The following is a 24,935-nucleotide window of genomic DNA, read 5'->3' on the forward strand; positions in this document are numbered from 1 at the left end:
CCGCGCAATTCCGCAGGCCGTGTCGGTCGCGCTGTCATGCGCTTCGCACGATCCGCTGCAGCCAGCCCCAGGCCTCCTCGGCCGGGGTGCTCTCGCCCATCGGCTGCTGCAGGAACGCCTCGATGGTGGGAGCCAGTGCCCGGGCCCGGTCCACGAGGGGATCGCTGCCGGCCTGGTAGGCGCCGATCTCGATGAGCTCGCGGACGTCGCGCAGCGCGCCCATGAGCCGGCGGACCTCCCGGGCGTCGGCCATCTGCGCCGGCGGGACGACCGCGGTCGCCACCCGGGAGATCGACTCCAGCACGTCGATGGCCGGGAAGTGGCCCACCGTCGCCAGCTTGCGGGTCAGCACGATGTGCCCGTCGAGGATGGAACGGGCGGTGTCGGCGATCGGCTCGTTGTGGTCGTCACCCTCCACCAGCACCGTGTAGAGGCCGGTGATGGAGCCGGTCACGCCGGTCCCGGCCTTCTCCAGCAGCTGCGGCATCATCGCGAAGACGCTCGGCGGGTAGCCGCGCGTCGCCGGCGGCTCGCCCGCCGACAGGCCGACCTCGCGCTGGGCCATGGCGGTGCGGGTGATCGAGTCCATGAGCAGCAGGACGTCGCGGCCCTCGTCCCGGAACGCCTCGGCGATGCGGGTCGCCACGAACGCCGCCTTCAGCCGGACCAGCGGCGGCTCGTCGGAGGTGGCGACGACGACGACCGTGCGCGCCATGCCCTCCGCGCCCAGGTTCTCCTCGAGGAACTCGCGCACCTCACGGCCGCGCTCGCCGATCAGCCCGATGACGCGGACGTCGGCGTCGGTGCCCCGGGTGATCTGCGCCAGCAGGCTGGACTTGCCGACGCCGGACCCTGCGAAGATGCCCAGCCGCTGCCCCTTGCCGCAGGGCACCAGGGTGTCCAGCGCCCGGACGCCGAAGGTCAGCGGTTCCTCGACCCGCGTCCGGGTGAGCGCGTGCGGCGTCTCGCTGGACAGGTCGACGAAGGAGACGCGGGAGCCGAGCGGGGGGCCGCCGTCGACGGGCCGGCCCAGGCCGTCCAGCACCCGGCCGAGCAGCGCCTCGCCGACCGGCACCTGCAGCGGCATCCCGGTGGCACGGACGGGCGCCCCGGCGTGCACGCCGGAGAGGGTGCCGAGCGGCATGCAGGTGAGCCGGTCCCGGCCCACGGCGACCACCTCGGCCAGCAGCGGCCGCTCGCCGGGGTTGACCTCGACGAGGTCGCCGACGGCGGCCCGGATGCCGTCGACGCTCAGGGTGAGACCCATGGCGCCGGTGACCGACCCGGTGACCTGCGGCCGCGCGGCGGCGCGGGCGCGGGTGAGGACGGTGGCGGGGAACGTCATGCGGACAGGACCGCCTGGACGCGTTCGAGGGCCGCGCCCAGCTGCGCGTCGATCCGCCGAGGGCCGGTCTCGGCGACCGCACCGGCCCGCTCGATGGCCGGGTCGGCGACGACCCGGACGCCGGCCGGCAGCTCGGCCATGGCCTCGTCCGGGATCTCGCCCAGGTCGTCGGGGTGCAGCCGCACGACCACCGGGGCGTCGGTCGGGCACAGCGCGAGCGCACGCCGGACGGCGTCGAGGACGGGGGAGTCGGCGAGGGCCAGCTCGCGGCCCAGCAGGTCCTCGACCAGCGTGAGGACGGTGCCGAGCACGGTCTCACGGATCTCGTCGGCGGTCGGGACCGAGGCCTCCTCGAAGCGGGTCGCGGCCGCCGTCAGTGCGGCCGCGGCCGAGGCCATCCGGCGCTCCCACCGCGCCTGCACGTCCGCCAGCCGCTCCGCGGCGGCCCGCTCGGCCTCGGCGACCACCTGGGCGGCCGCCGTCATGCCCTCCGCGTGCCCCGCCGTGAACCCCTCCGCGTGCGCGTGCTGCCGCAGCCGGGCCAGCTCCTCGGCGTAGACGTCGCCGAGCCGGAACGTCGTCCCGCCGCCGTCCACGACGGGCAGGTCGGCCGCGCGCCGGATCGTCGAGCGGCGCTCGACGGTCTGCTCCGGACGCTGGACCGGGGTCGACTGGTGGTGCGGCTCCCGCGGGGCGTCCCGGTAAGGGGTGGCCCGGGAGGCCCCGTCCCCGCGCAGCAGCACACCCTCACGCAACGTCATCGGTCAGCCCCGTCCAGGGGCCCGCCCCGAGCCTGCGAGGGGCGGGGAGGACGGGGTCCTTTAGGCAACGAACTCATCGTCCTGTCCACGGGTCAGCGTCAGGACACCCTGCTCCTCGAGCGTGCGGATGATGCCGACGACCTTGGCCTGGGCCTCCTCGACGGTGCGGGTGCGCACCGGGCCGAGCAGCTCGATCTCCTCGTTGAGGTTCTCGGCGGCACGCTCGGAGAGGTTCCGGACCACCTTGTCGCGGACGTCGGGGCGCACACCCTTGAGCGCCGTGGCCAGGTCGTTGGCCTCCACCTCGCGGAGCACCTGCTGCAGCGACCGGTCGTCGATCGTGACGATGTCCTCGAAGACGAACATCTGCGACCGGACCTGCTCGGCGAGCTCGGGGTCGGTGTTGTCCAGCCACTCGAGGATGGAGCGCTCGGTCGGCCGCGGCGAACGGTTGATGATCTCGACGAGGGTCTCGACGCCGCCGACGGTGGTCATGTCCTGGTGCGCGAGCAGCGAGCCCATCCGGCGGCCCAGCTCCTCCTCGACGAGGCGGACCATCTCCGGTGAGGTGCGGTCCATCGTCGCGATGCGGTGCGCGACCTCGGCCTGCTGCTCCGGCGCGAACCCCGACAGCACCTCTGCCGACTGCGCGGCGGTGAGGTGGGCGAGCACCAGCGCGATGATCTGCGCGTGCTCGTCCTTGAGGAAGGTGACGAGTTGGCGCACGTCCGCGTTGCGCAGCGAGGCGAAGGGCACCTCGGTGTAGACGACGTTCAGCCGGGACAGGATGCCCTCGGCCTTGTCCTCGCCCAGGCCGGCGGCCAGGATCTCGCGGGCGAAGTCGACGCCACCGCGGCCGATGAAGTGCTGGGCGGTCATGAGGCTGTGGAACTCGTTCATGACGCCGTCGACGTCCTCGGACTCCACCGAGCCCAGGCGCATCAGCTCACGGGTCAGCGACTCCACCTCGCGGGGACGCAGCTTGGACAGCAGGACGCCGGCCTCCTCCTTGGACATCTGGGCCAGGAAGACCGCGGCCTTGCGGAGGCCGGGCAGCTCGGGACGCGCGGGCGACGCGACGGCGGGCAGGTTCCCCCCGCCACCGCCGCCGATCCCGACCATCTGCTCCATACCGGCCAGGGTCATGACTTGTTCTCCGTCAGCCAGCCGCGGAGCATGGCCGCGACCTCGTCCGGCTTCTCGCTGACCATGGCCGAGATCTCCCCCCGCACCTTCTGCCGTTCGGCGGCCTCGAGCTCCATCTGGCGGTTGTCGACCTGCACCTCTTCACGGCTGCTGGCCACCCGCAGCCGGTCGAGCTCGGCGAGCATGTCGGCGTCGAGCTCGAGCGGCTCGTAGTCCTCCTCGACGTCACCGCGGCGCCGGGAGCGCAGCCACACGATGAGGACGACGAGCGCGATGCCGGCGGCGATGCCACCGGTGCGGATCATCGACCACATCTGCTCGTTGGCCTCGGCCTCGCGGGCGGCCTCCATCTCCGCGGCGGCGGCGTCGGCCGCGGTGGTGTCGAAGGGCAGCGAGGCGACCGTGATGGCGTCGCCGCGCTCCTCGTCCAGCCCGACGGCGGTCTCCATGAGGTCGCGCATCTGCTGCTGGTTGAGGTTCCCGGCGATCGCCTCGTCCATGACGACCGAGACGGTCAGCCGGTTCAGCGCCCCGGGCGCGCCCTGGATCACCTCGGTCGTCTTGCCGACGGCGTTGTTCGCCGTCGTCGACTCCTTGTTGTAGGCGGACTCGCCGCCACCGGCGTTCTCCGCCGCGTCGGGCATGTTCTCCGGGCCCAGGACGCCGCCGACCGGGGCGCCGCCGCCGGTGTACTCCTCGGTGGTCGTCTGCTCGGACAGCGGCGGCGTGCCCTCCTCGTAGACGTAGGTCTCCGCGGTGGTCTCGCGCTGGGAGAGGTCGACGTCCGCGCGCACCGAGACGACGGAGCGGCCGGGGCCGACGAGGGAGTCGAGGATCTTCTGCGCGCTGGCCGACAGCCGGCTCTCGTACTCCGACTCCACCTGGGAGCGGGCGTCGCCGGCGGCCGCGGTCATGCCCTGCCCGGCGGCGGAGAGCACCCGACCGGTCGTGTCGGCCACGGTCACCTGGTCGGGCTCCATGCCCTGGACGCTGGAGGAGACCAGGTTCGTGACCGCCTGGATCTGCTGTCCGGAGAGGGCGGTGCCGGCCGCGAGGTCCAGCAGCACCGACGCGGTCGGCTTCGCCTGGTCGGTCACGAAGACCTCGTCCTTGGGCAGCGCGACGTGGACCGTGGCGTCGCGGACACCGGCCAGCGACTCCAGCGTCGTGGCCAGCTCGCCCTCCAGGGCGCGCTGGTAGGTCGTCTGCTGCTGGAACTCGCTGGTGGTGATGCCCTGCTCGTCGAGCAGCGAGTACCCGGTGTCCTCGCCGGCGGGCAGGCCCTGGGCGCTCATGTCCAGGCGGAGCCCGTAGACGGAGTCCTTGGCGACCATGATCGTTCCGCCGCCGTCGGTGAGCGAGTAGGTGACGCCGGCGGCGTCCAGTTCCTCGGTGATCGCGGCGGCGTCGGTGGAGGCCAGGTTGGTGAACAGCGGAGCCTGCGTGGGAGCGGTGATCCAGCGCAGGAACACGAACCCGCCGAGGAGCAGCCCGACGAGCAGGAGGCCGATGACGACCTTCTGCCCCAGGCTGACCGTGGAGAACGTGGAGCGGGCGCGCTCCATCGTCCCGGCGAGTGCCGCATTCATCAGACCGGCATCCTCATGATCTCGTTGAAGGCCTCAACGGCCTTGTTCTTGAAGGTCACGACCATCTCGGTGGCCAGGGACGCCTCGGTCCTGGCGATGATGTAGTCGTGCACGTCCTTGAGGTCGCCGGTGGCGGCCTGGGCGCCGAGGCTGTCCGCGGCGTTCTGGGTGCTCTGCAGCTTGTCGAACGTCGACGCGAGGACCGAGGCGAACCCGTCGGCGCCCGCGGCGGCCTGGGGGCCGGCCTCGGTGACGCCGCCGACGGCGCCGAGGCCGACCGGGATGATCCCGCTGATGGGGGCGGTCATGGTCAGCCCTTCCCGAGCTGCAGCGCAGCCTGGTACATGTTCGTGGACCGCTCCACGACGGCGAGGCTGGCCTGGTAGCCGCGCTGCGCCATCATCAGCTGGGTCATCTGGTCCCCGAGGTCGATGTCGGGGTACTTCACGTAGCCCTCGTCGTCGGCGAGCGGGTGGTCGGGCTGGTAGACCATGCGGCCCTCGGCGTCGCCGAACTCGACCCGCGCGACGCGCACCCCACCGTTGCCGGTGCCGTAGTCGACCGCCTGGGCGACGACGAAGCGCTCCTGGAAGGCGTCCTGGCCCGTCGGGTTGACCGTGTTGATGTTCGCGATGTTGTCCGAGACGGCGTCCAGCCACTTGCGGTGGGTCATGAGGCCGGAGCCGGAGATCCCGAGCGTGTCGAAGATGGCCATGTCAGGACGTCCTGAGGGCGGTGCGGAGGCTGTTGTACTTGCCGTCCAGCGCGTTCAGGGCCAGCTGGTAGCGCAGGCCGGTCTCGGTGGCGATGAGCGTCTCCGCATCGAGGTTGACGTTGTTGCCGTTGGTGTTGGTCGGCTCCAGTGACCGGGCGACCGTGCCGCCGTTGATCGCCGGCGTCTCGCCGTTGCGCAGGGCGCCGCGCAGCGAGCCCTCGAAGTCCACGCGGCCGGCCAGGAAGCCGGGCGTGTTGACGTTGGCGATGTTGTCCGCGGTGACCCGCTGGCGCTGGGCCAGCCCGGAGAGGCTGGCGTGCAGTGCGGCGGGGGTGATCTCGCCGATCACGGGACGGTCCGTCGACGGGCGCAGCAGGACACGTTCGACCTCCGGGGTAGGCGGAAGAGCACTCGCGAGCGAGTGCGGGGCCGCCGATCCGTGGCGAAGTGGTGCTCTCCGTGCAGTTGCCTCATCGGCACCCGGGCGTCCGCGCCTGACCCCTCGTCGCCCACTCGGGGGACCCACGGGCCGGGCGGGGCGGCCGTGGCCGGTGTGACCAGCGGTGACCTCGCCGTGTCCCGGGAGCACCGGGGCGCAGGAGTTGGCAGCATCGGTGCACCAGTGCGCCCGGGAGGGCGCGATCGGACAAGACTCGACGAACGACGACCCCGCCACCGGGGACCGGTGGCGGGGTCGTCGTTCGGGGCGGTGGCGGTCGGCGCGTGCCGGCGCACCGGACCCGGGGCGGCGGTCAGGCCGAGGGAACGGGTACCGCCGAGGACGCCGTCCGGGCGTGTCCCGACGGCACGGCAGCGCGCGCGCGGTTGTCCAGAGCGGCCCGCCAGGCCTGGACCCAGCGCTCGGCCGTGTGCTCGGTCAGGTGGTGGGCCAGGACCTGCTCGTGCGCGGCCGCGGCCACCTCGCGCCGCCGGTCGCCGTCCTGCACACCGAGGCTGATCCACTTCGCCCAGTCCTTCGGGGCCCGTGCCGGCAGGCCCAGCCCGAGCCGCTCGTACTCGGAGGTCCGGGCACGCACGCAGAAGACCCCGCGCGCGGAGTACTCCAGCGGCTTGAGCCAGCTCTTGCACTCGTTGAACCGGTCCTGCCGCAGCGGGGCCAGCCCGACGTCGAAGAGCTCTCCCATCCGCGTGGTGTAGCCGTCGACGTCGAAGACCCAGGGCACCTCCTCCGGCTCCTGGCTCAGCCGCAGCCGGTTGCGGAGGTCCCACTTCTGGCCGAGGACGACCAGCCGGCTCAGCGGCTGCGTCCGGTCCAGCGCCTGCTGCAGCCCCGACCCCATCTCCTGCAGGTCGTAGGGGTGGCCCAGCACGTTCCCGCTCCACCCGACGGTCACCGTCTGCGGGGTGCGCTCGTAGGCCGGCGGCAGCTCGGCGATGCGGCGGGGAATGGCGTTGGGGACGACGACCCCGCGCCCGTGGGAGGCGTACTCCTGGAGCAGCGCCGGCGTCGAGGCGGTGACGAGGTCGGCTTCCCGGCCGCACTGCAGGGCGAACTTGCCCCTGCCCTGGCGCACCAGCGTCTTGTGCGCGGTGTGGCCGTACGGCACGCCGGTGAGCAGGTCGTCCATCTCGACCACGACCGCCACGCCCCGCTCCTGCAGGACGCGGATGCACTGCAGCATCGCCTCGGTCTTGGGCAACTGGAGGACGACGACGTCCGCGCCCTCGGAGTCGACGTCGAGGACCTCGTCGCCACCGCGGCTGGTGGTGGTCGCCAGCCCCCGGCGGACCGTCACCTCGACGTCCAGTCCGGCGGCTCGGACGGCGGCGGCCGGTTCGTCGATCCGGTAGTAGGCGGAGGCGGCGGCGGCCGATTGGGCGAGGAGGACGCGCATCGGATCAGACCCTTCGGTGCGGCCCGGCGAGGAGCGTCCGCGCCGGTGCGCGGAGCCGGGGCCAGGGATGGGAGGTGCTCGACCTCCTACATCGGCAGCCCCGGACCCGTCCGTGCCGTCCGCCGGGCCGCCTCAGGCGGCGGTGGCCGCGGGCACGCCGTCGGAGTTGGGCGCGTAGACGCCTTCCCCGCTCACGATCAGCGCAGGGTTGGCGAGCACGCCGCCGCTCCACTCGGGCAGCAGGCTGGTCGTGAGCATGCTGTTGAGCCGCTCGCAGCAGAAGCCGACGACGCGTCGCTGGTAGCCCTCCCGGGGCACGGCGACGGTCGACTCGAAGGCCTCGGTCACCCGCTCCAGCTTCTCCAGCACGTCCAGGTACCAGGCGGTCGGGTACACGCCGATCGACGGCGCGGCGACCAGCAGCCCCTGGGAGAGGAGCGAGGCCGCGGCGCGCTCCTCGATGACGCCGAGATCGATGGCGATCGCCATGAAGTGCAGCAGGTCGCGCATGACGTGCACCCGGCCGTACTGACCCAGGAGCGTGCCCACCTGGGCGACCGACGGCAGGAGCAGCGACCCCTCCGGGGGGAGGAACGTGTCCTCGGGGAGCCGGCCGAACTCCTCGGGGCTCACCACGCCGTAGATGTCGTCCGGGGTACCGGTCGGGCGGGTGACGGCGAAGCGGCGGTAGTGCGCGACACCGATCCACTCCTCGCCGGCGGGCGGGTCCGTCCGGCCCCACGTCCGCTGCAGGTGCCGGCGCAGCGCGAACAGCGTCGCGTACTCGCTGCGGCCCGGGATGTCCGGGTACTCGGCGGAGAGGTCGAGCACGCCCTCGCCGGCGGGCACGGTGGAGACCGGTTGCATGAACGAGGGCAGGGGCCACTCGAGCGGGCGGTGCGTCACGACGTAGTAGCTCACGGACGAGTTCCTCTCACCGGCGGCCGCCGGCCGCGGCGAGCGGCCGGTCCTGCGCGGGGGTCCCGGGCTGCGACTCCCCGCTCGGGTGGTAGACCCCGTCGGGGCTGACCAGCAGTGCGGGATGGGCGAGGTAGCCGTCCTGCGGGCAGGTCTCGACCAGCCCGGACAGCAGCAACCCGTTCAGCCGCTCCAGGCAGAAGGCGACCATCCGGCTCTGGTACCCCTCGCGGGGGATCGCGACGGTGGACTCGAAGGCGTCGACGACCCGCTCCAGGTCCGTCATCGTCCGCACCCACCACTCCTCGGGGTACACGCCGATCGACGCCGCCGGCACCATGACCTGGCCGGCCAGCCACTCGGTCACGCGGGCGTCGCTCACCACGCCGAGGTCGATCGCGATCGCCATGAAGTGCAGGAGGTCGCGCGGGTGGTGGTGGCGGGCGTACTGCCCCAGCACCGTCGGCGCGACGGGGACCGGGGTGGGGAACACGACGGTGCTGCCGCCCGGCACGAACAGGTCGCGCGGCAGCCGGGTGAAGTCGGCCGGGGTGACGGCCCCGTAGAGGTAGGACCGGGTACCCGTCGGCCGGGTCACCGCGAAGCGGCGGTAGTGCGACACCCCGACCATGCCGCTGCCGGAGGACTCCCCGCGCTCGCGGGCCTCCTCGAGGAGGCGCCGCACGGCGAAGAGCGTGGCGTACTCACCGATGACGCCGTCGCGGCCGGCGAGCTGCGGGTACGCGGGGGAGAGGTCGGTGACGCCGGCCCCTGCGGGCCTGGTCGACACGGCCTCCATGTAGTCGGGCAGCGGCCACTCCAGTGGCCGGTACGCCACGCTGAAGTACCTCACGACGCGTGCACCTCCTCGTCCGATCGCCGGTCCGGGCGTCCTGCGCGCCCGTCCGGCGCGGCCCCGGGGAGTCTGCCCGCGGGGTCAGGGGGCCGGAGGGAGCCACGCGGGGCCCCCACCCCCGGCGCCCCACGGGCCACGCCGGTACGCGTCTACAGGGCCTCGTCGAAGAAGGAGGGCACGGTCCGGCTGGGGGTGTAGGACATGCGGGCGGCCACCTCCCGCTGCTTCTGGGACTGGGTGATCCGCTCGACCAGGGCCTCGGCCACGGCCAGCTGGTGCTGCAGCAGCAGAGCTGCTCGCTCGCGCAGGTCGTCGGGCAGCGGGCCCAGGTCCGACGGGGGTACCCAGTCGGTGGCGCGCCGGCCCCAGGTGGCGATCTCCTCGGCGCGGCCGCGCGCCATGGTCTCCTCGGCGGCCAGGACCTCGCCCTCGAGCTCGGTGAGCACCGAGTGCCAGTCCACCGGCCGCTTCTTCTTCTCCCCGCCCGCCGACGGCCTGCCGCCGGGGGAGGGTGGCGTGTACGGGCTGTACCCGAAGCCGGCGGTGGCCGAGCCGGTCACCGGGCCCACCGCGCTCATGACGAGCTCGTGGCCAGGCTGTTCGCGGCCTGGCGCCAGGCGTCCCGCAGCGGCTCGACCACCTGGCGGCAGGAGGAGATGCGGTTGGTGTCCAGCTTGACGTTGGCCTGGACGAGTTCACCGATCAGCCAGTTGTACAGGGCCGCCAGCCGCGGGCCGCCCTCCCAGGCGTCCACCTGCAGGCTGGACAGCAGCTCCAGGACGATCGCCTGGGCGTGCTGCAGCTGCTCGCTCGCGGCCTCGCGCTCGCCGGCCGCGACGGCCTTCTGGGCGCGCTCGAGGTCGAGCGCGAGGCGGTCGTACAGCATCACGAGCACCTGCTGCGGCGAGCTGGTGGCGACCGCGTCGCCGAGGTAGCGGGCGCGGAGGGAAGCGGCACTCATGCGGAGGTCTCCTGGAGCGTGGGGGAGGTGCTGCGGATCTGGGAGGTCAGCTGTAGGACGGCAGACTGTTGATCTGCCCCGCCAGCCAGGTGGACTGGTTCTTCAGCGCGCTCAGGGCCGTCTCCATCGCGCTGAACTGGCGGGTGAGCATCTCCTTGCGCTTGGCCAGTCGCAGGTCCCACGCCTCGATGCGGGTCTGGATGTCCTTGCCCATGGAGTCCTGGCTCTCCGCGAGCTTCAGCAGGCTGCCGGTGGTGCTGTCGGAGGCGGCCTTGGCCACGTCGAGCAGCCGTCCGGCGATACCGGTGACCGCGGCCACGTCGTCGGCGGTGCCGCTGAGCCCGTCGACCCCGGCGCTGGCCGGGGTCGACGTCCCCCCGGCCATCCGCTGGGCCAGCGCCGGGTCGTCGGCGAGCGCGGCGACGAACGCGGCCTTGTCGAAGGTGATCTTGCCGTCGCGGGTCAGCGAGAACCCCACCTGCGCGGGGGACCCGTCCGTGCCGACGGCGTAGGAGACGGCGTCGAGGAGCTGACCGGACAGCTGGGAGACGGAGTAGTCGCCCTTCAGGGCGGCGGTGCTGCCCTTGGCGTTGCTCGTGTAGGTCTTGATGGTGCCGAGCGCGGAGTTCACCGCGTCGACCAGCGTCTGCACCTTGGCGGCGACGGCGTTCGGGTCGGCCGAGACGCTCAGCGTCACGGGGTTGGCCGTCTCCACCTGGCTGACCGTGATGGTGGCGCCGGGCATGAGGCCGGTGAACGTGTTGGTCGAGGACGTCGCGGTGTACGCGCCGGTGCCCTCCCCGACCTTGATCTCGGCGTCGCGGCCCAGCATCGGCGTCGTGTAGGTGCCGGTGCCCGACAGGCCGAACTGGCCGGCGGCGCCGGTGGTCCTGCTGGTCACCTGCAGGGCGAACTCGGTGTCGTTCAGCTGCACGACGGTGGCGCTGAGCCCGTGCTCGGTGTCGGCGTTGATGGCGGCGGCGGCCTCGGTCAGCGACAGGGTGCCGTCGGCGTCGGTGTCGGTGATCGTGATGGCGGGGGTCTTGGCGACCCCCAGCTTGTCCAGGACCGTGATGCTCGACGCCCCGTAGGCCGACGTCGCCGACGTCCAGGTGCCGGCGTTGCGGTTGAGGACGGAGTGGGCCCGGGCCGTCTTCTCGACGGTGAAGGTGAGGGAACCGGTTGGCGCGGTGGACGTCGCGCTGATGGCCACGCTGCCCGCCGTGCTGGTGGCCTTGGTGGCCGACCAGTTCTCCGGCGCGGTGAGGCTCTCGGCGGCGGCGCGGACGGCGGCCAGCGTCGTGTTGACCGTGCGGTAGGCCGACGCGGTGGTCTGCGTGGTGCTGAGCTTGCTCTTGAGCGCGGTCTGCGGGCCCGCCTCGGCCGAGAGCAGCTGCTGGATGAGCGTGGTGGTGTCCATCCCCGAGATCAGCCCGTCGACGCTCATGCTCATGTGTGTGCCTCCTGGGACGGGGACGGGGACGGTGGGGGGTGTGAGTGAGGGGGGAGGCCGGTTCGGCCTCCCCCCTCACCCGGGTGGTGCTAGAGGAGCTGCGCGTCCTCAGCTACCGCGCTGACCGGGATCAGCGGAGCAGCGACAGGACACCCTGCGAGGCCTGGTTGGCCTGCGCGAGCATCGCGGTGCCGGCCTGGGACAGGATCTGGTTCCGGGTGAACTGGACCATCTCCTGCGCCATGTCGGCGTCGCGGATGCGGCTCTCCGACGCGGTCAGGTTCTCCACCGCGACGTTGAGGTTGTTGATCGTGTGGTCGAACCGGTTCTGGATGGCACCCAGGTCGGCCCGCTGGGTCGACACCGACTTGATGGCGGCGTCCAGCTTGGTGATCGCGCCCTCGGCACCGCTGGCGGCGGTGAAGGTGGCGGTGGCCTTGGCCTTGTCCTGAGCCGAGTCGCTCAGCGCGACACCACCGGTGCCGGTGTAGCCGGCCACGGCGTCGGTCACGCTGAAGGTCAGACCGTTCGCCGTCGCGCCACCACTGGCGAACGGGTCGGTGGTCAGGCCCAGGGCGCTCTTGGCGGCGGTGTTCAGCGTCGCCAGCATCTCGGTACCGGTCGTGGTGCCGTTGCCGTCGGTGTCCTTGTACTCGACGGCGCCGAGGTCGAAGGACTTGCCACCGAAGCTGATCGTGCCCGAGAGCGACTCGAACGACGCCGCGGTGCCGGAGGCAGCCGTGAAGTCGTAGGAGCCCGAGGCCTCCTGCAGCGTCAGGACCGCAGCGGCCCCGGACGCGGCAGCGGTGGTGGCCCGGACGGTGCCGTTGGCGGCGGCGCCGGTGGAGAAGTCGTACGCCCCCTTCGCCGTCACGTCCACGCCGTCGACCTTGAGGCCGGCAGCGCCCATGGCGGTGGCGATGTTGACGGAGATGGTCTCCCCGGCGTTCGCACCGACCTGGAAGGCCTTGGTGTAGTTGCCGTCCAGCAGCTTGGTGCCGTTGAACGTCGTGGTGTCGGCGATGCGGTTCAGCTCCTGCTTGAGCTGGCCGATCTCCGACTGGATGTTCTTCTTGGCGTCGTCGTTCAGGCCACCGGTGTTGTTGGCCTGCACCGCCAGGTCGCGCATGCGCTGGAGAATGCTGTGCGTCTCGGTGAGCGCACCTTCAGCGGTCTGCACGACCGAGACGCCGTCCTGGGTGTTGCGGACGGCGACCTTGAGGCCACCGATCTGAGAGCGCAGGCCCTCGGAGATGGCCAGACCGGCGGCGTCGTCGGCCGCGCGGTTGATGCGGAAGCCGGAGGAGAGCTTCTCCAGCGACTTGCTCATCTGGCCGTCGGTGACGGACAGGTTGCGGTAAGCGTTGAGCGCCGCGATGTTGGTGTTGACGCGCAGACCCATGGTTTTCCTCCTTGGAAGGGGTCTTACTGGAATTCCCGCTGCATCCGTGCTGCGGGCCGTGCTGGTGTCGCACTGCTGATTACGGCGTGGGGCGGCTGGGACTTGAGGCGAACCGGGTTTCTTTTTCGCCGTTCACCCGGCCGGGTGCCGCCTCAGGCGGGCTGGGCGGCGCCGTGGCCGTTCACCGGCCAGCGGGGGTGCGGCAGGGAGGCCGGCATCCGCGATCGGCCGGCGACCCGGTCGACGTAGGAACGCTGCTGGTTCCGGGCCCGGACGCCCCCGTCGGCGGGCACGGGCCGGCCCTCCCACACCTCGCACATCGCGGCGTGCAGCAGGGTGAGGGCGCGGGCTCGCATCTGCGAGACCCGGCTCAGCGTGACGCCGAGGTCCTGGGCGATGTCGGTGAGCGATTCGTCACCGAAGAAATTGCGCTCGACCACCTCGTCCAGCCGGTCGGGCAGCGCGCGGATGGCCTCGTGCAGGTAGCGGGCGCGCTCGGTCCGGAGCACGGCGCGCTCGGGTGACTCGCCGGTGTCCGGGAGGTCGAGGGTCGTGCCGTCCGTCCCGGACTCGGCATCGATGCTCACCATGACGGCGCGGTGGACGTCGACCTGCAGGTTGTCGAGCTCGCTGCGGGGGATGCCGAGGTCGGCGGCGAGCTCCTCGCGCGTCGGGGGGCGGCCGAGGGAGACGGTCAGCGCGTCGGCGGCCGCGTCGCTGCGCCGCGCGGCGGCACGCACCGACCGGCTGGCCCAGTCGCCCGAGCGGAGCTCGTCGAGGACCGCACCCTGCAGCCGGGCGAGGGCGTAGGTCGCGAACGAGGCGCCGGCCGAGGGGTCGAACCGCTTGGCCACCTCGACCAGGGCCACGGAGGCGCAGGAGAGCAGGTCGTCGCGGCTGACGTGCGCGGGGAGGGAGATCCGGGCGGCCACCGCGTTCACCGCGAAGGAGGCCAGCGGGAGGTGCTCGGTGACCAGGGCGTCGATCTCGGCCTGCGAGCGGCTCCGGTGCGCGGAGGGCGTGGGGCCGGAGGAGGTCCGGTCCCGCTGCGACCTGTCGTGCACGGTCCTCGGACGCTCAGCTGTGGGCCGCTCACGCGGTGGCCGTTCGGTCGCCATGGCACGGGCTGCACTCACGTCCTCCTTCTCGGCGGACCGCGGGGCCTCCGGCACCGCCCTCGGCAAAAACCTCCCCCGACTTGAGCGCCGACTTGTCGCTTCGGCTTGAGGGCCCGCCGCGGGGTGCCGATGGCAGCTCGACGAGGACGTCCGCCGGGGCCGGTCACGACCTGGCCGGCGGGCAGCCGTCACACGACTCGCGAGACGACGGAAGGGCGGTGGACACGTGGACTACCAGCACCTGTCGACGTTGCTGTGGCGGGAGCAGGAGCTCCTGGACCTGCTGCTGTTCAAGGCGGAGGAGAAGCAGTACCTGATCCTCACCGGCAAGACGCGCTGGCTGGCGCGCATCGCGCACGAGATCGAGGTCGTCCTCGACCAGCTGCGCACCCTCGAGGTGGAGCGGGCCGCGGCCACGGAGGCGATCGCCGTCTCCCTCGGGCTGGACGCGAACCCCTCGCTGCGCCAGGTCGCCGACGCGGCTCCCGCACCGTGGAACGACCTGTTCGCCAAGCACCACGAGGCGCTGCTGGTGCTGGTGACCGACCTGCGCAGCCTCAGTGACGCCAACCGCGAGCTGATCGAGGGCGGGTTGTCCGCGATCGGCGACGCCCTGCTGCAGGTCAAGACGCCGACCGCGGGCACCTACGGGGCCTCCGGGCGCAGCACCGACGGCGGCCCGCAGCGCGCGGTCACCCTGGACGGTGCGATGTGAGTACGTTTTCCAGCCTGAACGCGGCGACGACGGCGCTCTGGGCGCAGCGGCGCGCGCTCGACGTCACCGGCCAGAACATCGCCAACGTCAACACCGAGGGCTACTCCCGGCAGCGCGTCGACCTGCAGGCCATCGGCGGCAGCGCCGTCCCGGCGTTCTACTCCACGAGCCCGGGCATCGGCGCCGGCGTGAGCGCCGACGACGTCCAGCGGATCCGGGACGCCTTCCTCGAGGGGCGCGGTCACACCGAGCACGCGAACGGGGCACGGCTGCTCGTCGAGGCGGAGGCGCTCGAGCAGGTCCAGACCGCCTTCCGCGAGCCGGGGGACACCGGCATCCAGAGCCTGCTCACCGAGATGTGGGACGGCTGGGAGGACGTGGCCAACCAGCCCGACACCGACGCCGCCCGGGCCCAGGTCATCCAGCGGATGGAGACCCTCGTCGGCGGCATCCAGTTCAGCAACGCCTCCCTCGAGGCCCAGTGGGACCAGACCCGGGACAACCTGAACGTCCTCGTCAAGGACGTGAACGCCGCCGCGGAGACCGTCGCGGAGCTGAACAAGGCGATCCGGGTGGCGACGCAGGCGGGCCTGCCGGCCAACGACCTCTCCGACAAGCGCGACGTGCTGATCATGAAGCTCGCCGACCAGGTCGGCGCGACGGTGCGGCCGGGCCAGTACGGCACGCTCGACGTCGTCGTCGGCGGCATGGCCCTGGTGTCGGGCAGCAGCGCCAGCCGCCTCGCCGTGGCCGGACCGACCGACCCCGACCTGATCACGGCGACGGACAAGCCGCGCATCGTGACGGAGTCCGGTGGCTACCCGGTGGCCGCGAGCGGCACCGGCGGCGGCCAGCTGAGCGCGCTGAACACGATCATCCCCGGGTACCGCAAGCAGCTCGACGACCTGGCGAACAAGCTCGCGGGGACGCTGAACACCCAGCAGGCCCTGGGCTGGGACCGGTACGGCAACCAGGGCACGCCGCTGCTGAGCGGGACGACCGCAGCCACGCTCAGCGTCGTCGTCACCGACCCCAAGGCGATCGCCGCGTCGTCGGTCGGCACCGTGCCACCGGCCGCCCCGGAGCCCTCCCTGGACGGTGGCAACGCCGACGTCATGTCGCAGCTGCGGCAGGACCCGCTCGGCACGGACGCGGACTACCGGAAGATGATCGTGGAACTGGGTGTGCAGGCGGCGGTGGCCATCCGCAACCAGGACATCCAGGCGGTCATCTCCACCCAGGTCGACGCCGCCCGCGAGTCGGTGGCCGGCGTGAACCTCGACGAGGAGATGACCAACATGCTGTCCTTCCAGCACGCCTACTCCGCGGCGAGCCGGATGATCACCGCGATCGACCAGACGCTCGACACGCTGATCAACCGCACCGGGCTCGTGGGGCGGTGAGCTGAATGCGGATCACCCAGCGCGCCGTCGCGCTCACCAGCCTGCAGGGCCTCAACCGCAACCTCGACGCCGTCGGGAAGCTGCAGCAGCAGCTCACCTCCGGCCGGATCATCAACGCGCCGTCGGACTCGCCGACCGGCACGAACAAGGCCATGCAGACCCGCGCCGAGCAGGCCGCCGTCGCCCAGCAGGCCCGCAACATCAGCGATGCCAAGGGCTGGCTCGGGCAGGGCGACTCCACCCTCCGCGAGATGCTCGACACCACCCGCCGGGTCCGCGACCTCACCGTCCAGGGGCTGAACACCGGCGCGGTGTCCGAGGCCAGCCAGAAGGCGCTGTCCACCGAGGTCGCCTCGCTCCGGGAGGGCCTGCTCAGCCTGGCGAACACCCTGGTGCAGGGCCGGCCACTGTTCGGCGGGGTCACCACCGGGTCGAAGGCCTACAACGCCGACGGCACGTGGGCGGGCCAGGCCGGTCCGCCGGTGACCCGCCGGCTGTCGGAGAGCGAGACGGTGCGGGTCGACCTCACCGGCACCGAGGCGTTCGGCCCGGACGGCGCCAACCTGTTCGACATCGTCGGGCGGATCACGGCGAACCTCACCGACCCGAACGCGGGGGCGCTGCTCGAGACCGACCTCGCGGACCTCGACGTCGCGATCAAGCGGATGTCCACCGCGGTCGCCGACGTCGGCTCGCGCGCATCCCGGGTCGACCGGGCGGAGCAGCTGAACTTCGACCGGTCGCTGTCCCTCACGGCCCGGTTGGGGGAGACCGAGAACGTCGACCTGCCGGAGACCATCATGCGGCTGCAGATGCAGCAGGTGGGCTACGAAGCGGCCCTGGCCGCCACGGCCAAGGCGATCTCACCCACGCTGCTGGACTACCTCCGCTGATGAGCACCCCTCACCCGTCCCCGTCCGGGAGGCTGCCCGCATGACGCCGCCCTCGACCGCGACCCTGCCCGCGCCCGCGTGTGCCCCCGCGCGTCCGCAGGCCGGCGTCCCGGCTGCTGCCCCGCTCCTGGTCCAGGCCCTCACCCTGGCCGAACCGCTGCCCGGGTTCCCCGGTCACCGGGACTACGTGCTCGTCCCGGCGGAGGACGGTGGCCGGCTCTTCTGGCTGCAGTCGGTGGCTCCCGACGGTCCGCGGTTCCTGGCGGTGCCGGCCGGGGCGTACTTCCCCGAGTACGCCCCCCGGTTGCCGGCCGCCGCGTGCGACGAGCTCGGGCTCGGCGACGTGGCCGACGCCCGGCTCTACTGCCTGGTCACCGTGCCGGACGGGGACGTGGCCTCGGCCACGGCGAACCTGCGCGCCCCAGTCGTCGTGAACCCCGCCACCCACCAGGCCCGCCAGATCGTCCTGCTGGACGGCGCGCATCCGCTCCGGAGGCCGCTGCGCCGATAACTGTCCCGAGCGGCTGTGCGATCCTGCAGCCGACCGCCCGCGCGTCGGGCAGCACCCGCACCACATGCCAAGGACGGCCGTTCACACACCCATGGAGGGGTACCCGTGCTCACACTCACCCGCAGCGTCGGCGAGACGATCCGCATCGGTGACGACATCGAGGTCCACGTCGTCGAGGTCCGGGGCGGCACCGTCCGGCTCGGTTTCAAGGCGCCCCGCGAGGTGGCGATCCACCGCGAGGAGGTCTACCGGCAGATCGCCGAGGCCAACCTCCTGGCCGCGCAGGTGACCGCCGACAGTCTGGGTGCGCTCGCCGCCTTCGCGCCGTCCGCGTCGTCGGTGGACGCGGCCGCCGGAACCGCCGACGAGCCGGACGACGCGTCCTCCTGACAGTTCTGGACGGCGTGTGCGGCGCTGAATTCGGCAGACGCTGCCAACGTGTCGGCCCGCTGGCTCGAACCGGGGCGCGACACGGGCAAGTTCTGCCGAAGAATGTGCTCACAAGTGCGTAGGACACGGCGAGTGTTGTGCCCCTCGCTGCCGACCGCATAGGGCAGATTTCCCTTCACGCAAGTGACAGGGGGCGATCAGCATGGAACGCAGTGCAGTCAACGCACAGGCACAGGGCCGGGGCGAGGACCAGGACGAGCCGGAATCGGTGGTCGTCCACGTCCAGCTCCGACCGCGCCGTGGGGCGACCCGCAAGTGTCTGGCGGCGCTCGCCGCGCTGGCCGCCGAGCACGACGAGGTCTCCTTCGCCGTGACCGGCCTCAGCAAGGACGACCGGGTGGTCCGCGTGACCGTCGGCATCGACCTGGGCCCCCGCGCCGCCGTCGCGAAGTTCTCGCCGCAGGCCCAGGCCGCCTACGCCTTCGTCAGCGCGGTCTTCACCACGCTGTACGACCACATGCCCGTCTACACCGCCGAGCCGAGCGGCGCCGAGCGCGCCGCCGCGGCGACCCTGCTCGAGCGGTCGGCGGCCGGCGTGCCCGCCGCCGACGTGCTCGAGGGGATGCCCTCGACGCCGGCGTTCCCCGTCCCCTCGCCCCGCATGCCGGGGCCGGGTGAGCGCATCCCGGCCTGAGGGCCGCTCGGAACTACCCGGGTCGCCTTCCCCGCGGCCCGTCTTCCCCGCAGTTTCAGGAGCCTCCGGTGACCGACCACGCCCCGTCCTCGACAGCCACCGACACCCCCGGCCGGATCCGCCCACCGCTCGTCTTCGGTGGCATCCCCGAGGCCGAGGGCTGGGCGCTCGCGCCCATCACCCCCCGCGACCGGGTCCACTTCCGCGTCGACCACGAGCTGCCCCTGGCGGAGTTCCGGAGCGACCTGCCTGACGGCGTCACGGCGACCTACGACCAGGGCGACGGCCTCTACCGCGTCGACGGGGCCTGCGGGTCCGCCGCCGTGCTCGCGGACTGGATCCGCGCCTGGACCACCCGGCACGGGGCCTCGACGATCGGTCTGCGGGCCGAGACCGGCGTGCGCCGCCGCGCCCCGCGGGACCTGCCCGCCGACTTCCTGAACGACCTGTGCCGGCACTACGGGCCGGTCAGCCTCAAGCGGCTGCAGCGGAACATGAGCACCATCCGGTTGCACCTGCCCGACCCCGACGACCTGGGTCAGCAGGTGTACGAGTGGGTGCTCAAGGCGGTGGCGCAGTACGACGAGACCAAGGGCGTCCCGTTCGGCGCCTTCCTCGCCACCCAGCTGTCCAAGTGGGTGCACGACCTGGGCCGCAACGCGCACGGGCGGACCGCGGCCGACACCGAGCACAAGCAGCAGAAGGCGATCGCGGCCTTCATCACCGAGCACCAGCGACGGCCGAGCGAGAAGGAGCTGGCCGCCTACATGGGGCAGAGCGTGGCCACCCTGCGCCGCAACTCCCAGACCGTGGCGACCCTGAACGGCCTGCGGAACCTGCAGTCGCTGGACGGCGGCCCGGACGCGACCGAGATCCTGCTGCCGGACTCCTCGGAGGCCCCGGACGAGATCATGGGCGAGGCGGAGCAGACCCTGCTGTCGCACGCGCTGACCGCGGCCTGCGCCCCCGACCCGGAGGCCCGCCGCGACCAGCGGGCCGGTCAGCCCAACGTGCTGGGCTGGGCCACCTGGTACCTGACCACCTGGGGCGGCCAGACCAAGACCCAGCTGTCGCAGGACCTCAACACCTCGGTGCGGAACATGAACGTGTACGCCGACCGGGTGGAGCAGGCCATGAAGCAGCGCCTGGCCGAACTCGTCGACTGACCCGCCCCGCCCCGCCCCGCCCCGCCCCGCCCCGCCCGCCCCGCGCCGCCCCGCCACGATCAGGTTCCCTGATCCCACGGCGTCCTCCCGCACCGCAGACCGTGGGGGAGGACGCGCCACCGTGGGGGAGGATGTGGCGCGGTGGGCAGATCGCGGCACCTCGCCGACGGGCGGCCCGTCCGGACGAGGCCGGCGGGCATCCGGCCCGGCCGCCCCAGGTGCTCGTCGTCCTCCCTCACCGCGCAGCGTCCTCCCTCGGCGCACACGGTGAGGGAGGACGCCCGACGATCAGGTCACCTGATCATGGAGCGGGGCGGTGGGGTCAGCGCCAGGTGCGGAGGACGTCCCGCGCCACGACGCCCTCGCGCACCCGCTGGGGGTGGTCGCCGACGTCGATCCGGGCCACCTCGCGGGCGGTCTCGTAGTCGATGACGACGACCTGGTCGGTGCCGCTCACCGACACCCAGCACTCGGAATCGCGCACCCCGTTGGTCGACCAGTACGGCTTCTCGCCCACCTCGACGAGCGCGAACTCCTCGGTCTCCCGGTCGATGATCGCGGCGTACCCGTCCATGGTCCCGGCGGCGCACAACGTCGTCCCCGCACGGTTGATCGCCATGCCGTGGTGGGCGGAGTCGAGCACGTAGCGCTCCCGCGGCTCGGTGGTGCGCCGGGGCAGGTCGACGACGCGGGTCACCGCTCCGGTCGCCGGCTCGCCCGCGTAGCCGGTGGCGCCGTCGAGGTCCGGCGCCTGGGTGTCGAACTCGATCCAGCCGTGGAAGAAGGACACCTGCAGGTACACGAACCGCTCGTCGGGCGCCAGCGCCATCGGGCGGACGGCGGACGCCATGCCCGGGTAGCCGGCCTCCTCGAGCTCCCTGCCCATGTCCCAGCGCGACTCCACGGCCAGCCCGTCGGTGCGCACGATCTGCAGGTACCGCTCGCCCTTCAGGGTGTCGTAGGGCTGCCGGAGCACCGGCCGGTCCGTGGGCGTGTACACCCGCCCGATGCTGGCGTGGAAGACGCGCTCGCCGTCGGCGGTGTAGTTGTTCTCGTGCGGGCTGTCGCCGCTGGGGAACTCACCGGTCTTCGCGCCGGTGCGGATGTCGAGCTCGTGCACCGTGTTCGCGGTCGAGTCGCTGACCAGGAGGCGCTCGCCGTCGGGGGAGACGCCCATGTGGTCGGAGCGGTACCCCTCCATCGGGAAGCGCCACACGATGTCGCCGCCGGCGAGGTCGATGCCGACGACGTCGGCGAAGCTGGGCCGGCTGACCGCCAGCAACCGGCCGTCGTGGGTGGTGAACATGTCGTCGGTGTACTGCGCGTGGCCCTCCCCGATGGCGGCCTGGACGGCCAGGTAGAAGACCAGCTTGTCGGGGCTGGTGAGGATCTCGGCCATCCGCTGCGCGCGGTCGGGGATCGTGTCCACCGTCCGGATCGGCCGGTGGGTCCGGGCGTCGACGACCGTGGCGGTGCCGTCCCAGTTGTTGCCGACGAACATGACCGGGTGCGGGGCGCTGCCGGCCGGGGACTGCGCGGCGGCCGGCGAGCCGACGACGCCCGTGGTGAGCGCGGCGGTCAGGGTGAGTGCGGGGACGAGGACGGCGATGCGGTGCATGGACGGGCCTCCCGGCGGACGGTGACGCCGAGGCCAACGCGCGAACCGGCGTGGGGTTACGCGGACTCCGTGGGACGGGGGGACAGAAATGCGGCACGGGAGGGTCCAACCGCCCGCTGCGCTGCCGATATCCACTGCGTGACGGCCCGCCCCCCGACCTGCGACGGCGTGCCGCCGTGGGTGCGCGCAGGGTCGGTGCGGCGACACGGCGCGGGGGTGGCGGCGTGAGCGCGCTCTCGACCGGCGTCCCCGGGCCCGACGTGCTGGTCCCGTACTGGCTGGCCGCCTCGCAGCGCGTCGAGCTGGCGACGGTGGTGCGCCAGGCGCTGACCGGCCGATCGGTTCCTCCGGTCGCCGTGCTGCACCTCGAGGACGTGCTCACCGAGCTGCACGTCGCCGCCGCCCGCGACGCCGTGTGGCCGGCCTCGGCGGCCCGGGTGCGGCTGGCGACCGGCTGGGACGACGACGTGCTCCCGGTCCGGCTGAGCGCGGCCGAGCTGGCCAGCGTGCTGGCCCTCCCCGAGCTGCCGGACGCGGTCCGTGCCCTGCTGGGCGGGACCGCCGCATGACCGGTGCCCGGTTCGGGGGCTCGGCCGGCCTGCTGCAGCGCATGCGGCCGGTCCGCATCGGCGTCGACGACCTGCGCGAGGTGGCCGACGCGGTCCTGCCGGGACTGGCCGCAGCGGGACTGCGGATCGACCTGGTGCAGCGCTCCGGCGCCGGCTCGCTGGTCGTGCTGGAGGAGGACGAGCGGACCGTGCGCGTCCCTCTCGCCGAGCTCGCGGACGAGATGTCGCGGGCCGGCGTGACCCCGACGCCGGAGGGCATGGCCGCCGCCCTGGCCGCCTGGGTGGCGCACCGCCCGGTCACCGACGTGGCCGCGGCGACGTCGGGCATCGCGGTGCTCGACTGGGCCGACCGGGGCGAGACCGCGATCGGCTGGCGGATCGTCGTCCGCCGGGGTGCCCTCGCCCTCCCGTGGACGCCGTCGCCCTCGGCGGACGGCGCCGAACTGGACCGTGTGCGCCGCGGGGCCGGCCGCAGGGCGCACGAGGTCGCCCTCGACCTCCGGGTCGAGGGGCCGGTGGCCCTCTGGTCGCACCCGCGGCTGCCGGTGCTCGCGAGCGCGGTCCTGGTCGCACCCGAGCGGATGCTCCGGCGCCTCAGCGCCGCCGGCCTGGTCATGCCCGACATGCACGTGGTCGTGACGCCGCGGCGACCGGTCGCCTGCGCCGGCCCGTCGATCGCCGCCCGCCTCGCGGGCGAGACGACGGAGGCCAGCGTCACGCTGCCCTGGCCGCTGGTCGCCGACCTCCCCTGGCTCTGACGAAGGACCCCGCCCTCCTCACCGCTCGCAGCGAGCCTCTGGGCGGGGCCGGCTCAGGAGATGTAGCCGTACTCCCAGTGCCACGGTTCGGGCTTCTCCCCGCCGGGTGAGGCCCAGGCGGGCTGGACGAAGCCGAACCGCGCGGCGTTGGCCCTCATCCAGCTCCACTGCACCGAGCCGCCGACGTTGATCCCGCCGCACAGGTCCACCGCGAGCGCCCACCCGTGGTTGGAGGTGCCGGGCACGGCGGCCAGCTTCGGCTTCCGGGTGAACGCCGAGACCTGCGCCGCGAACGGCCGGTAGGAGTCGGTGATGCACAGCCGGGTGCCGAAGGCCGCGGTGTAGGCGGCGTCGAGCTGCCCGTAGGAGGCCGCGGCGTCGCAGCGCAGGGCGTGCCGGTGCACCCCGAGCCGGCACAGGGCGTCGCCAGGGATCTGGCCGTTGCTCCAGCCGCCCCAGGCAGCGGTGCGCTCGCCCGGCGGGGGGAGGGGGGCGCCGCAGGCGCCCGCCTCGGCCACCGGCAGCGGCGGATTGGCCGCCGCCGGAGCCGGCAGGGTCACCCGGGTCGCCGACGAGCCGGCGGCCAGGGGCTGCACCGACACCTGGTAGGTGCCGGCGGACGCGCCGATGACCTCGCCCTCGCCCAGGTAGATGCCGACGTCCTGACCGCCCGGGGCGTGCACCAGGTCGCCGACCTGCACGTCCGCCAGGGGCACCGCGGCACCGGCCGCCCACTGGTCCTGCGGGGTGCCCGGGACGGCGTACCCGGCGAGCAGCCAGGAGGCCGCGGTGAACCCGCCGCAGTCGTAGGTGTCGGGACCGCTGGTCCCGGGGACGAACGGCTTGCCCAGCTGGGACAGCGCGCTGCTCACCGCGGCGACGGTCTCGGCGGGCAGCACCGTGACGGGGCTGGTGTCCACGATCGCCCAGACGACACCCGGCACCGGCTGCCCGGCCGGGGACAGGGCGGGCGAGAACCCGGCGGGCAGGTTCTCCGGGTCGGTGATCGCCGCCGCCGGCGGCGGCGCGATCCCGGCGGCGGCGAGCCGGCCCAGGTACTGCTGCCAGCGCGCCGTCGCCCGCTGGTTGCGCTCCTCCTGCGGGCCGCTGACGGGGGTCGAGCCCAGCCCGGCCAGTGCGGAGGTGATCTCGGGGGTCAGGTCGTCGACCTGCGAGCGCACGGTCGCCAGGACCACGTCGGCGCGTGCGGCGGCCGCCCGGACCTCGGATTCGGCGTGCGCCACCCGGTCCCGGGCGACGGCGAGCGAGAGGGTGCTGCGTCGGGCGCGCAGGACCTCCCCGGTGAGCACCTGCCCGCTGCGCTCGGCCACGGCCTGACCGAGGAGGGCGCCGGCGGTGGCGGCGTCGTCGTGCACGGTGAGGCCGAGGAGGGGGTACCGCTGCTGCGCGGTCGCCCGGTAGAGGTCCGCCGCGGTGGCGCCCACCGCGGTCTGCTGGTCCCGGAGGTGCAGCAGGGCCGCCTGCTCGGCGTCGCGGGCCTGCTGCAGCTCGACCTGCCGCTGTGTGACCTCCTGCTCCAGCTGCCGGTAGCGCCCGGCCTCCTCGAGCAGCGAGGTCTGCGCCGTCAGGGCGAGGGCCGTGCTGTCCAGCGGCCCGTCGCCGAGGCCGCCCCCGTCGGTGCCGGGGAGCACCAGCGCCGCCACGGCGGGCACCAGCAGGGTGCTCAGGGCGACCACCCGCAGCCGGGTCGACCACGCGACACCGGTCCGGCGGGCAGGGCGCGCGGTCCTGCGGCGGCCCGGGCGAACCGTCGGACGTGCCGTCGTCGAGCGCGACGGGGCCCTGCGGGCAGCCGTCGACCGGGCGGCGGGCCGGCCCGGGGCAGCGCCACGGCGAGCCGGGGGGCGGGCGGCGCCCGGACCGGTGCGCAGTGCGGCAGCGGTCGCGGTGCGGAGCGCGGCGGCCTGGGCGGGCGTGAGGGACTGCCCCTCGGCGAGGGCCGCGCGCAGGGCGAGGGCCTCGCGGAGCGCCTGGGCCTCGCGGGCGGACAGCACGGGTCGGGACGTGCGTGGTGCAGGCACTGCAGCGTCCCCCGGCGGTCTCGTCGGTGCGTGGCCTGCTCCGGCTGCGGGTGCAG

At 73.3% G+C, this 24,935-nt stretch carries 26 protein-coding genes; 9 read left to right on the forward strand and 17 right to left on the reverse strand.

Annotated features, from left to right (window positions below; all coding sequences use genetic code 11):
- Positions 1-34: 34 nt before the first annotated feature.
- From BM142_RS20950 to BM142_RS21020, 15 genes are all read right to left on the reverse strand, one after another.
- Positions 35-1,345: a FliI/YscN family ATPase gene (locus BM142_RS20950; protein WP_092202922.1), complete on the reverse strand. Its 1,311-nt coding sequence runs from the start codon at positions 1,343-1,345 to the stop codon at positions 35-37.
- Positions 1,342-2,106 carry a FliH/SctL family protein gene (locus tag BM142_RS20955; protein WP_092202924.1) on the reverse strand — a complete coding sequence of 255 codons (765 nt, stop codon included), beginning with the start codon at positions 2,104-2,106 and terminating at the stop codon, positions 1,342-1,344. Before BM142_RS20955 ends, BM142_RS20950 begins: the two co-directional genes overlap by 4 nt.
- 60 nt (positions 2,107-2,166) lie before the next feature.
- Positions 2,167-3,252 carry a flagellar motor switch protein FliG gene (fliG, locus tag BM142_RS20960; protein ID WP_092202926.1) on the reverse strand — a complete coding sequence of 362 codons (1,086 nt, stop codon included), beginning with the start codon at positions 3,250-3,252 and terminating at the stop codon, positions 2,167-2,169.
- Positions 3,249-4,841 carry a flagellar basal-body MS-ring/collar protein FliF gene (gene fliF / locus BM142_RS20965; protein ID WP_092202928.1) on the reverse strand — a complete coding sequence of 531 codons (1,593 nt, stop codon included), beginning with the start codon at positions 4,839-4,841 and terminating at the stop codon, positions 3,249-3,251. Before fliF ends, fliG begins: the two co-directional genes overlap by 4 nt.
- Positions 4,841-5,149: a flagellar hook-basal body complex protein FliE gene (fliE, locus tag BM142_RS20970; RefSeq protein WP_092202930.1), complete on the reverse strand. Its 309-nt coding sequence runs from the start codon at positions 5,147-5,149 to the stop codon at positions 4,841-4,843. The genes fliF and fliE overlap by 1 nt, the downstream gene beginning before the upstream one ends.
- Before the next feature lie 2 nt (positions 5,150-5,151).
- The gene (gene flgC / locus BM142_RS20975; RefSeq protein ID WP_092202932.1) at positions 5,152-5,556 is read right to left on the reverse strand and encodes a flagellar basal body rod protein FlgC; all 405 of its coding nucleotides are present in this window, start codon (positions 5,554-5,556) and stop codon (positions 5,152-5,154) included.
- A 1-nt stretch (position 5,557) separates the two neighbouring features.
- Positions 5,558-5,905 (reverse strand): flagellar basal body rod protein FlgB, encoded by a 348-nt coding sequence (gene flgB, locus BM142_RS20980; protein WP_092202934.1) that lies wholly within the window; start codon positions 5,903-5,905, stop codon positions 5,558-5,560.
- A gap of 403 nt (positions 5,906-6,308) precedes the next feature.
- Positions 6,309-7,412 carry a glycosyltransferase family protein gene (locus BM142_RS20985; RefSeq protein ID WP_092202936.1) on the reverse strand — a complete coding sequence of 368 codons (1,104 nt, stop codon included), beginning with the start codon at positions 7,410-7,412 and terminating at the stop codon, positions 6,309-6,311.
- A gap of 132 nt (positions 7,413-7,544) precedes the next feature.
- Positions 7,545-8,333: a hypothetical protein gene (locus tag BM142_RS20990; RefSeq protein WP_092202938.1), complete on the reverse strand. Its 789-nt coding sequence runs from the start codon at positions 8,331-8,333 to the stop codon at positions 7,545-7,547.
- 13 nt (positions 8,334-8,346) lie between these two features.
- Positions 8,347-9,183, reverse strand: coding sequence for a hypothetical protein (locus BM142_RS20995; RefSeq protein WP_092202940.1), 837 nt, complete (start codon positions 9,181-9,183; stop codon positions 8,347-8,349).
- A 152-nt stretch (positions 9,184-9,335) separates the two neighbouring features.
- Complete coding sequence (locus BM142_RS21000) at positions 9,336-9,764, reverse strand: hypothetical protein (RefSeq protein WP_092202942.1); 429 nt, start codon at positions 9,762-9,764, stop codon at positions 9,336-9,338.
- Positions 9,761-10,147 carry a flagellar export chaperone FliS gene (fliS, locus tag BM142_RS21005; protein WP_092202944.1) on the reverse strand — a complete coding sequence of 129 codons (387 nt, stop codon included), beginning with the start codon at positions 10,145-10,147 and terminating at the stop codon, positions 9,761-9,763. Before fliS ends, BM142_RS21000 begins: the two co-directional genes overlap by 4 nt.
- Positions 10,148-10,193: 46 nt before the next feature.
- Positions 10,194-11,600 carry a flagellar filament capping protein FliD gene (fliD, locus tag BM142_RS21010; protein ID WP_092202946.1) on the reverse strand — a complete coding sequence of 469 codons (1,407 nt, stop codon included), beginning with the start codon at positions 11,598-11,600 and terminating at the stop codon, positions 10,194-10,196.
- A gap of 130 nt (positions 11,601-11,730) precedes the next feature.
- Positions 11,731-13,002: a flagellin N-terminal helical domain-containing protein gene (locus BM142_RS21015; protein ID WP_092202948.1), complete on the reverse strand. Its 1,272-nt coding sequence runs from the start codon at positions 13,000-13,002 to the stop codon at positions 11,731-11,733.
- A 152-nt stretch (positions 13,003-13,154) separates the two neighbouring features.
- On the reverse strand, positions 13,155-14,066 hold the full coding sequence (locus tag BM142_RS21020) for a sigma-70 family RNA polymerase sigma factor (RefSeq protein ID WP_254791119.1): 912 nt from the start codon (positions 14,064-14,066) through the stop codon (positions 13,155-13,157).
- A 280-nt stretch (positions 14,067-14,346) separates the two neighbouring features.
- Here BM142_RS21020 and BM142_RS21025 point away from each other — a divergent pair, with 280 nt between their 5' ends.
- The 7 genes from BM142_RS21025 (at position 14,347) to BM142_RS21055 (ending at position 19,892) form a co-directional block, all read left to right on the forward strand.
- Positions 14,347-14,835 (forward strand): flagellar protein FlgN, encoded by a 489-nt coding sequence (locus tag BM142_RS21025; RefSeq protein WP_092202950.1) that lies wholly within the window; start codon positions 14,347-14,349, stop codon positions 14,833-14,835.
- Positions 14,832-16,238, forward strand: coding sequence for a flagellar hook-associated protein FlgK (gene flgK, locus BM142_RS21030; protein WP_092202952.1), 1,407 nt, complete (start codon positions 14,832-14,834; stop codon positions 16,236-16,238). The genes BM142_RS21025 and flgK overlap by 4 nt, the downstream gene beginning before the upstream one ends.
- Positions 16,239-16,243: 5 nt before the next feature.
- Positions 16,244-17,131 (forward strand): flagellar hook-associated protein FlgL, encoded by an 888-nt coding sequence (flgL, locus tag BM142_RS21035; protein WP_092202954.1) that lies wholly within the window; start codon positions 16,244-16,246, stop codon positions 17,129-17,131.
- A gap of 40 nt (positions 17,132-17,171) precedes the next feature.
- The gene (gene fliW / locus BM142_RS21040) at positions 17,172-17,642 is read left to right on the forward strand and encodes a flagellar assembly protein FliW (protein WP_092202956.1); all 471 of its coding nucleotides are present in this window, start codon (positions 17,172-17,174) and stop codon (positions 17,640-17,642) included.
- Positions 17,643-17,747: 105 nt separating this feature from the next.
- Positions 17,748-18,032, forward strand: a complete 285-nt coding sequence (gene csrA, locus BM142_RS25420) for a carbon storage regulator CsrA (protein WP_092202958.1) — start codon at positions 17,748-17,750, stop codon at positions 18,030-18,032.
- A gap of 202 nt (positions 18,033-18,234) precedes the next feature.
- Entirely contained in the window at positions 18,235-18,726 is a 492-nt protein-coding gene (locus BM142_RS21050; protein WP_092202960.1) for a hypothetical protein, read from the forward strand.
- A 68-nt stretch (positions 18,727-18,794) separates the two neighbouring features.
- A complete protein-coding gene (locus tag BM142_RS21055; RefSeq protein ID WP_092202962.1) occupies positions 18,795-19,892 on the forward strand; it encodes a sigma-70 family RNA polymerase sigma factor in 1,098 nt (365 codons plus the stop codon).
- Positions 19,893-20,214: 322 nt separating this feature from the next.
- On the opposite strand, the gene BM142_RS21060 is transcribed toward BM142_RS21055, so the two are convergent.
- Positions 20,215-21,510, reverse strand: coding sequence for a YncE family protein (locus tag BM142_RS21060; protein WP_092202964.1), 1,296 nt, complete (start codon positions 21,508-21,510; stop codon positions 20,215-20,217).
- A gap of 224 nt (positions 21,511-21,734) precedes the next feature.
- Between BM142_RS21060 and BM142_RS21065 the strand changes: the two genes are divergently transcribed.
- The gene (locus tag BM142_RS21065) at positions 21,735-22,079 is read left to right on the forward strand and encodes a hypothetical protein (protein WP_092202966.1); all 345 of its coding nucleotides are present in this window, start codon (positions 21,735-21,737) and stop codon (positions 22,077-22,079) included.
- Positions 22,076-22,837 (forward strand): hypothetical protein, encoded by a 762-nt coding sequence (locus BM142_RS21070; RefSeq protein ID WP_092202968.1) that lies wholly within the window; start codon positions 22,076-22,078, stop codon positions 22,835-22,837. Before BM142_RS21065 ends, BM142_RS21070 begins: the two co-directional genes overlap by 4 nt.
- Positions 22,838-22,890: 53 nt before the next feature.
- Here BM142_RS21070 and BM142_RS21075 read toward each other — a convergent pair whose 3' ends face one another.
- Positions 22,891-24,879: an NlpC/P60 family protein gene (locus tag BM142_RS21075; protein WP_254791120.1), complete on the reverse strand. Its 1,989-nt coding sequence runs from the start codon at positions 24,877-24,879 to the stop codon at positions 22,891-22,893.
- Positions 24,880-24,935 lie beyond the last annotated feature (56 nt).

It is taken from the genome of Blastococcus tunisiensis, assembly GCF_900112815.1.
GTDB classification, from domain to species: domain Bacteria; phylum Actinomycetota; class Actinomycetes; order Mycobacteriales; family Geodermatophilaceae; genus Blastococcus_B; species Blastococcus_B tunisiensis.

Bases quoted from the DNA above. Each gene is read 5' to 3' on its own strand.
- flgL (WP_092202954.1), top strand. From the start codon at position 16,244: ATGCGGATCACCCAGCGCGCCGTCGCGCTCACCAGCCTGCAGGGCCTC.
- flgC (WP_092202932.1), bottom strand. From the start codon at position 5,556: ATGGCCATCTTCGACACGCTCGGGATCTCCGGCTCCGGCCTCATGACC.
- fliG (WP_092202926.1), bottom strand. From the start codon at position 3,252: ATGACCCTGGCCGGTATGGAGCAGATGGTCGGGATCGGCGGCGGTGGC.
- BM142_RS20955 (WP_092202924.1), bottom strand. From the start codon at position 2,106: ATGACGTTGCGTGAGGGTGTGCTGCTGCGCGGGGACGGGGCCTCCCGG.
- BM142_RS21050 (WP_092202960.1), top strand. From the start codon at position 18,235: ATGGAACGCAGTGCAGTCAACGCACAGGCACAGGGCCGGGGCGAGGAC.
- fliE (WP_092202930.1), bottom strand. From the start codon at position 5,149: ATGACCGCCCCCATCAGCGGGATCATCCCGGTCGGCCTCGGCGCCGTC.
- fliD (WP_092202946.1), bottom strand. From the start codon at position 11,600: ATGAGCATGAGCGTCGACGGGCTGATCTCGGGGATGGACACCACCACG.
- BM142_RS21015 (WP_092202948.1), bottom strand. From the start codon at position 13,002: ATGGGTCTGCGCGTCAACACCAACATCGCGGCGCTCAACGCTTACCGC.
- fliW (WP_092202956.1), top strand. From the start codon at position 17,172: ATGACGCCGCCCTCGACCGCGACCCTGCCCGCGCCCGCGTGTGCCCCC.
- fliS (WP_092202944.1), bottom strand. From the start codon at position 10,147: ATGAGTGCCGCTTCCCTCCGCGCCCGCTACCTCGGCGACGCGGTCGCC.
- fliF (WP_092202928.1), bottom strand. From the start codon at position 4,841: ATGAATGCGGCACTCGCCGGGACGATGGAGCGCGCCCGCTCCACGTTC.
- BM142_RS20950 (WP_092202922.1), bottom strand. From the start codon at position 1,345: ATGACGTTCCCCGCCACCGTCCTCACCCGCGCCCGCGCCGCCGCGCGG.
- BM142_RS20985 (WP_092202936.1), bottom strand. From the start codon at position 7,412: ATGCGCGTCCTCCTCGCCCAATCGGCCGCCGCCGCCTCCGCCTACTAC.
- BM142_RS21000 (WP_092202942.1), bottom strand. From the start codon at position 9,764: ATGAGCGCGGTGGGCCCGGTGACCGGCTCGGCCACCGCCGGCTTCGGG.
- BM142_RS21060 (WP_092202964.1), bottom strand. From the start codon at position 21,510: ATGCACCGCATCGCCGTCCTCGTCCCCGCACTCACCCTGACCGCCGCG.
- BM142_RS21070 (WP_092202968.1), top strand. From the start codon at position 22,076: ATGACCGGTGCCCGGTTCGGGGGCTCGGCCGGCCTGCTGCAGCGCATG.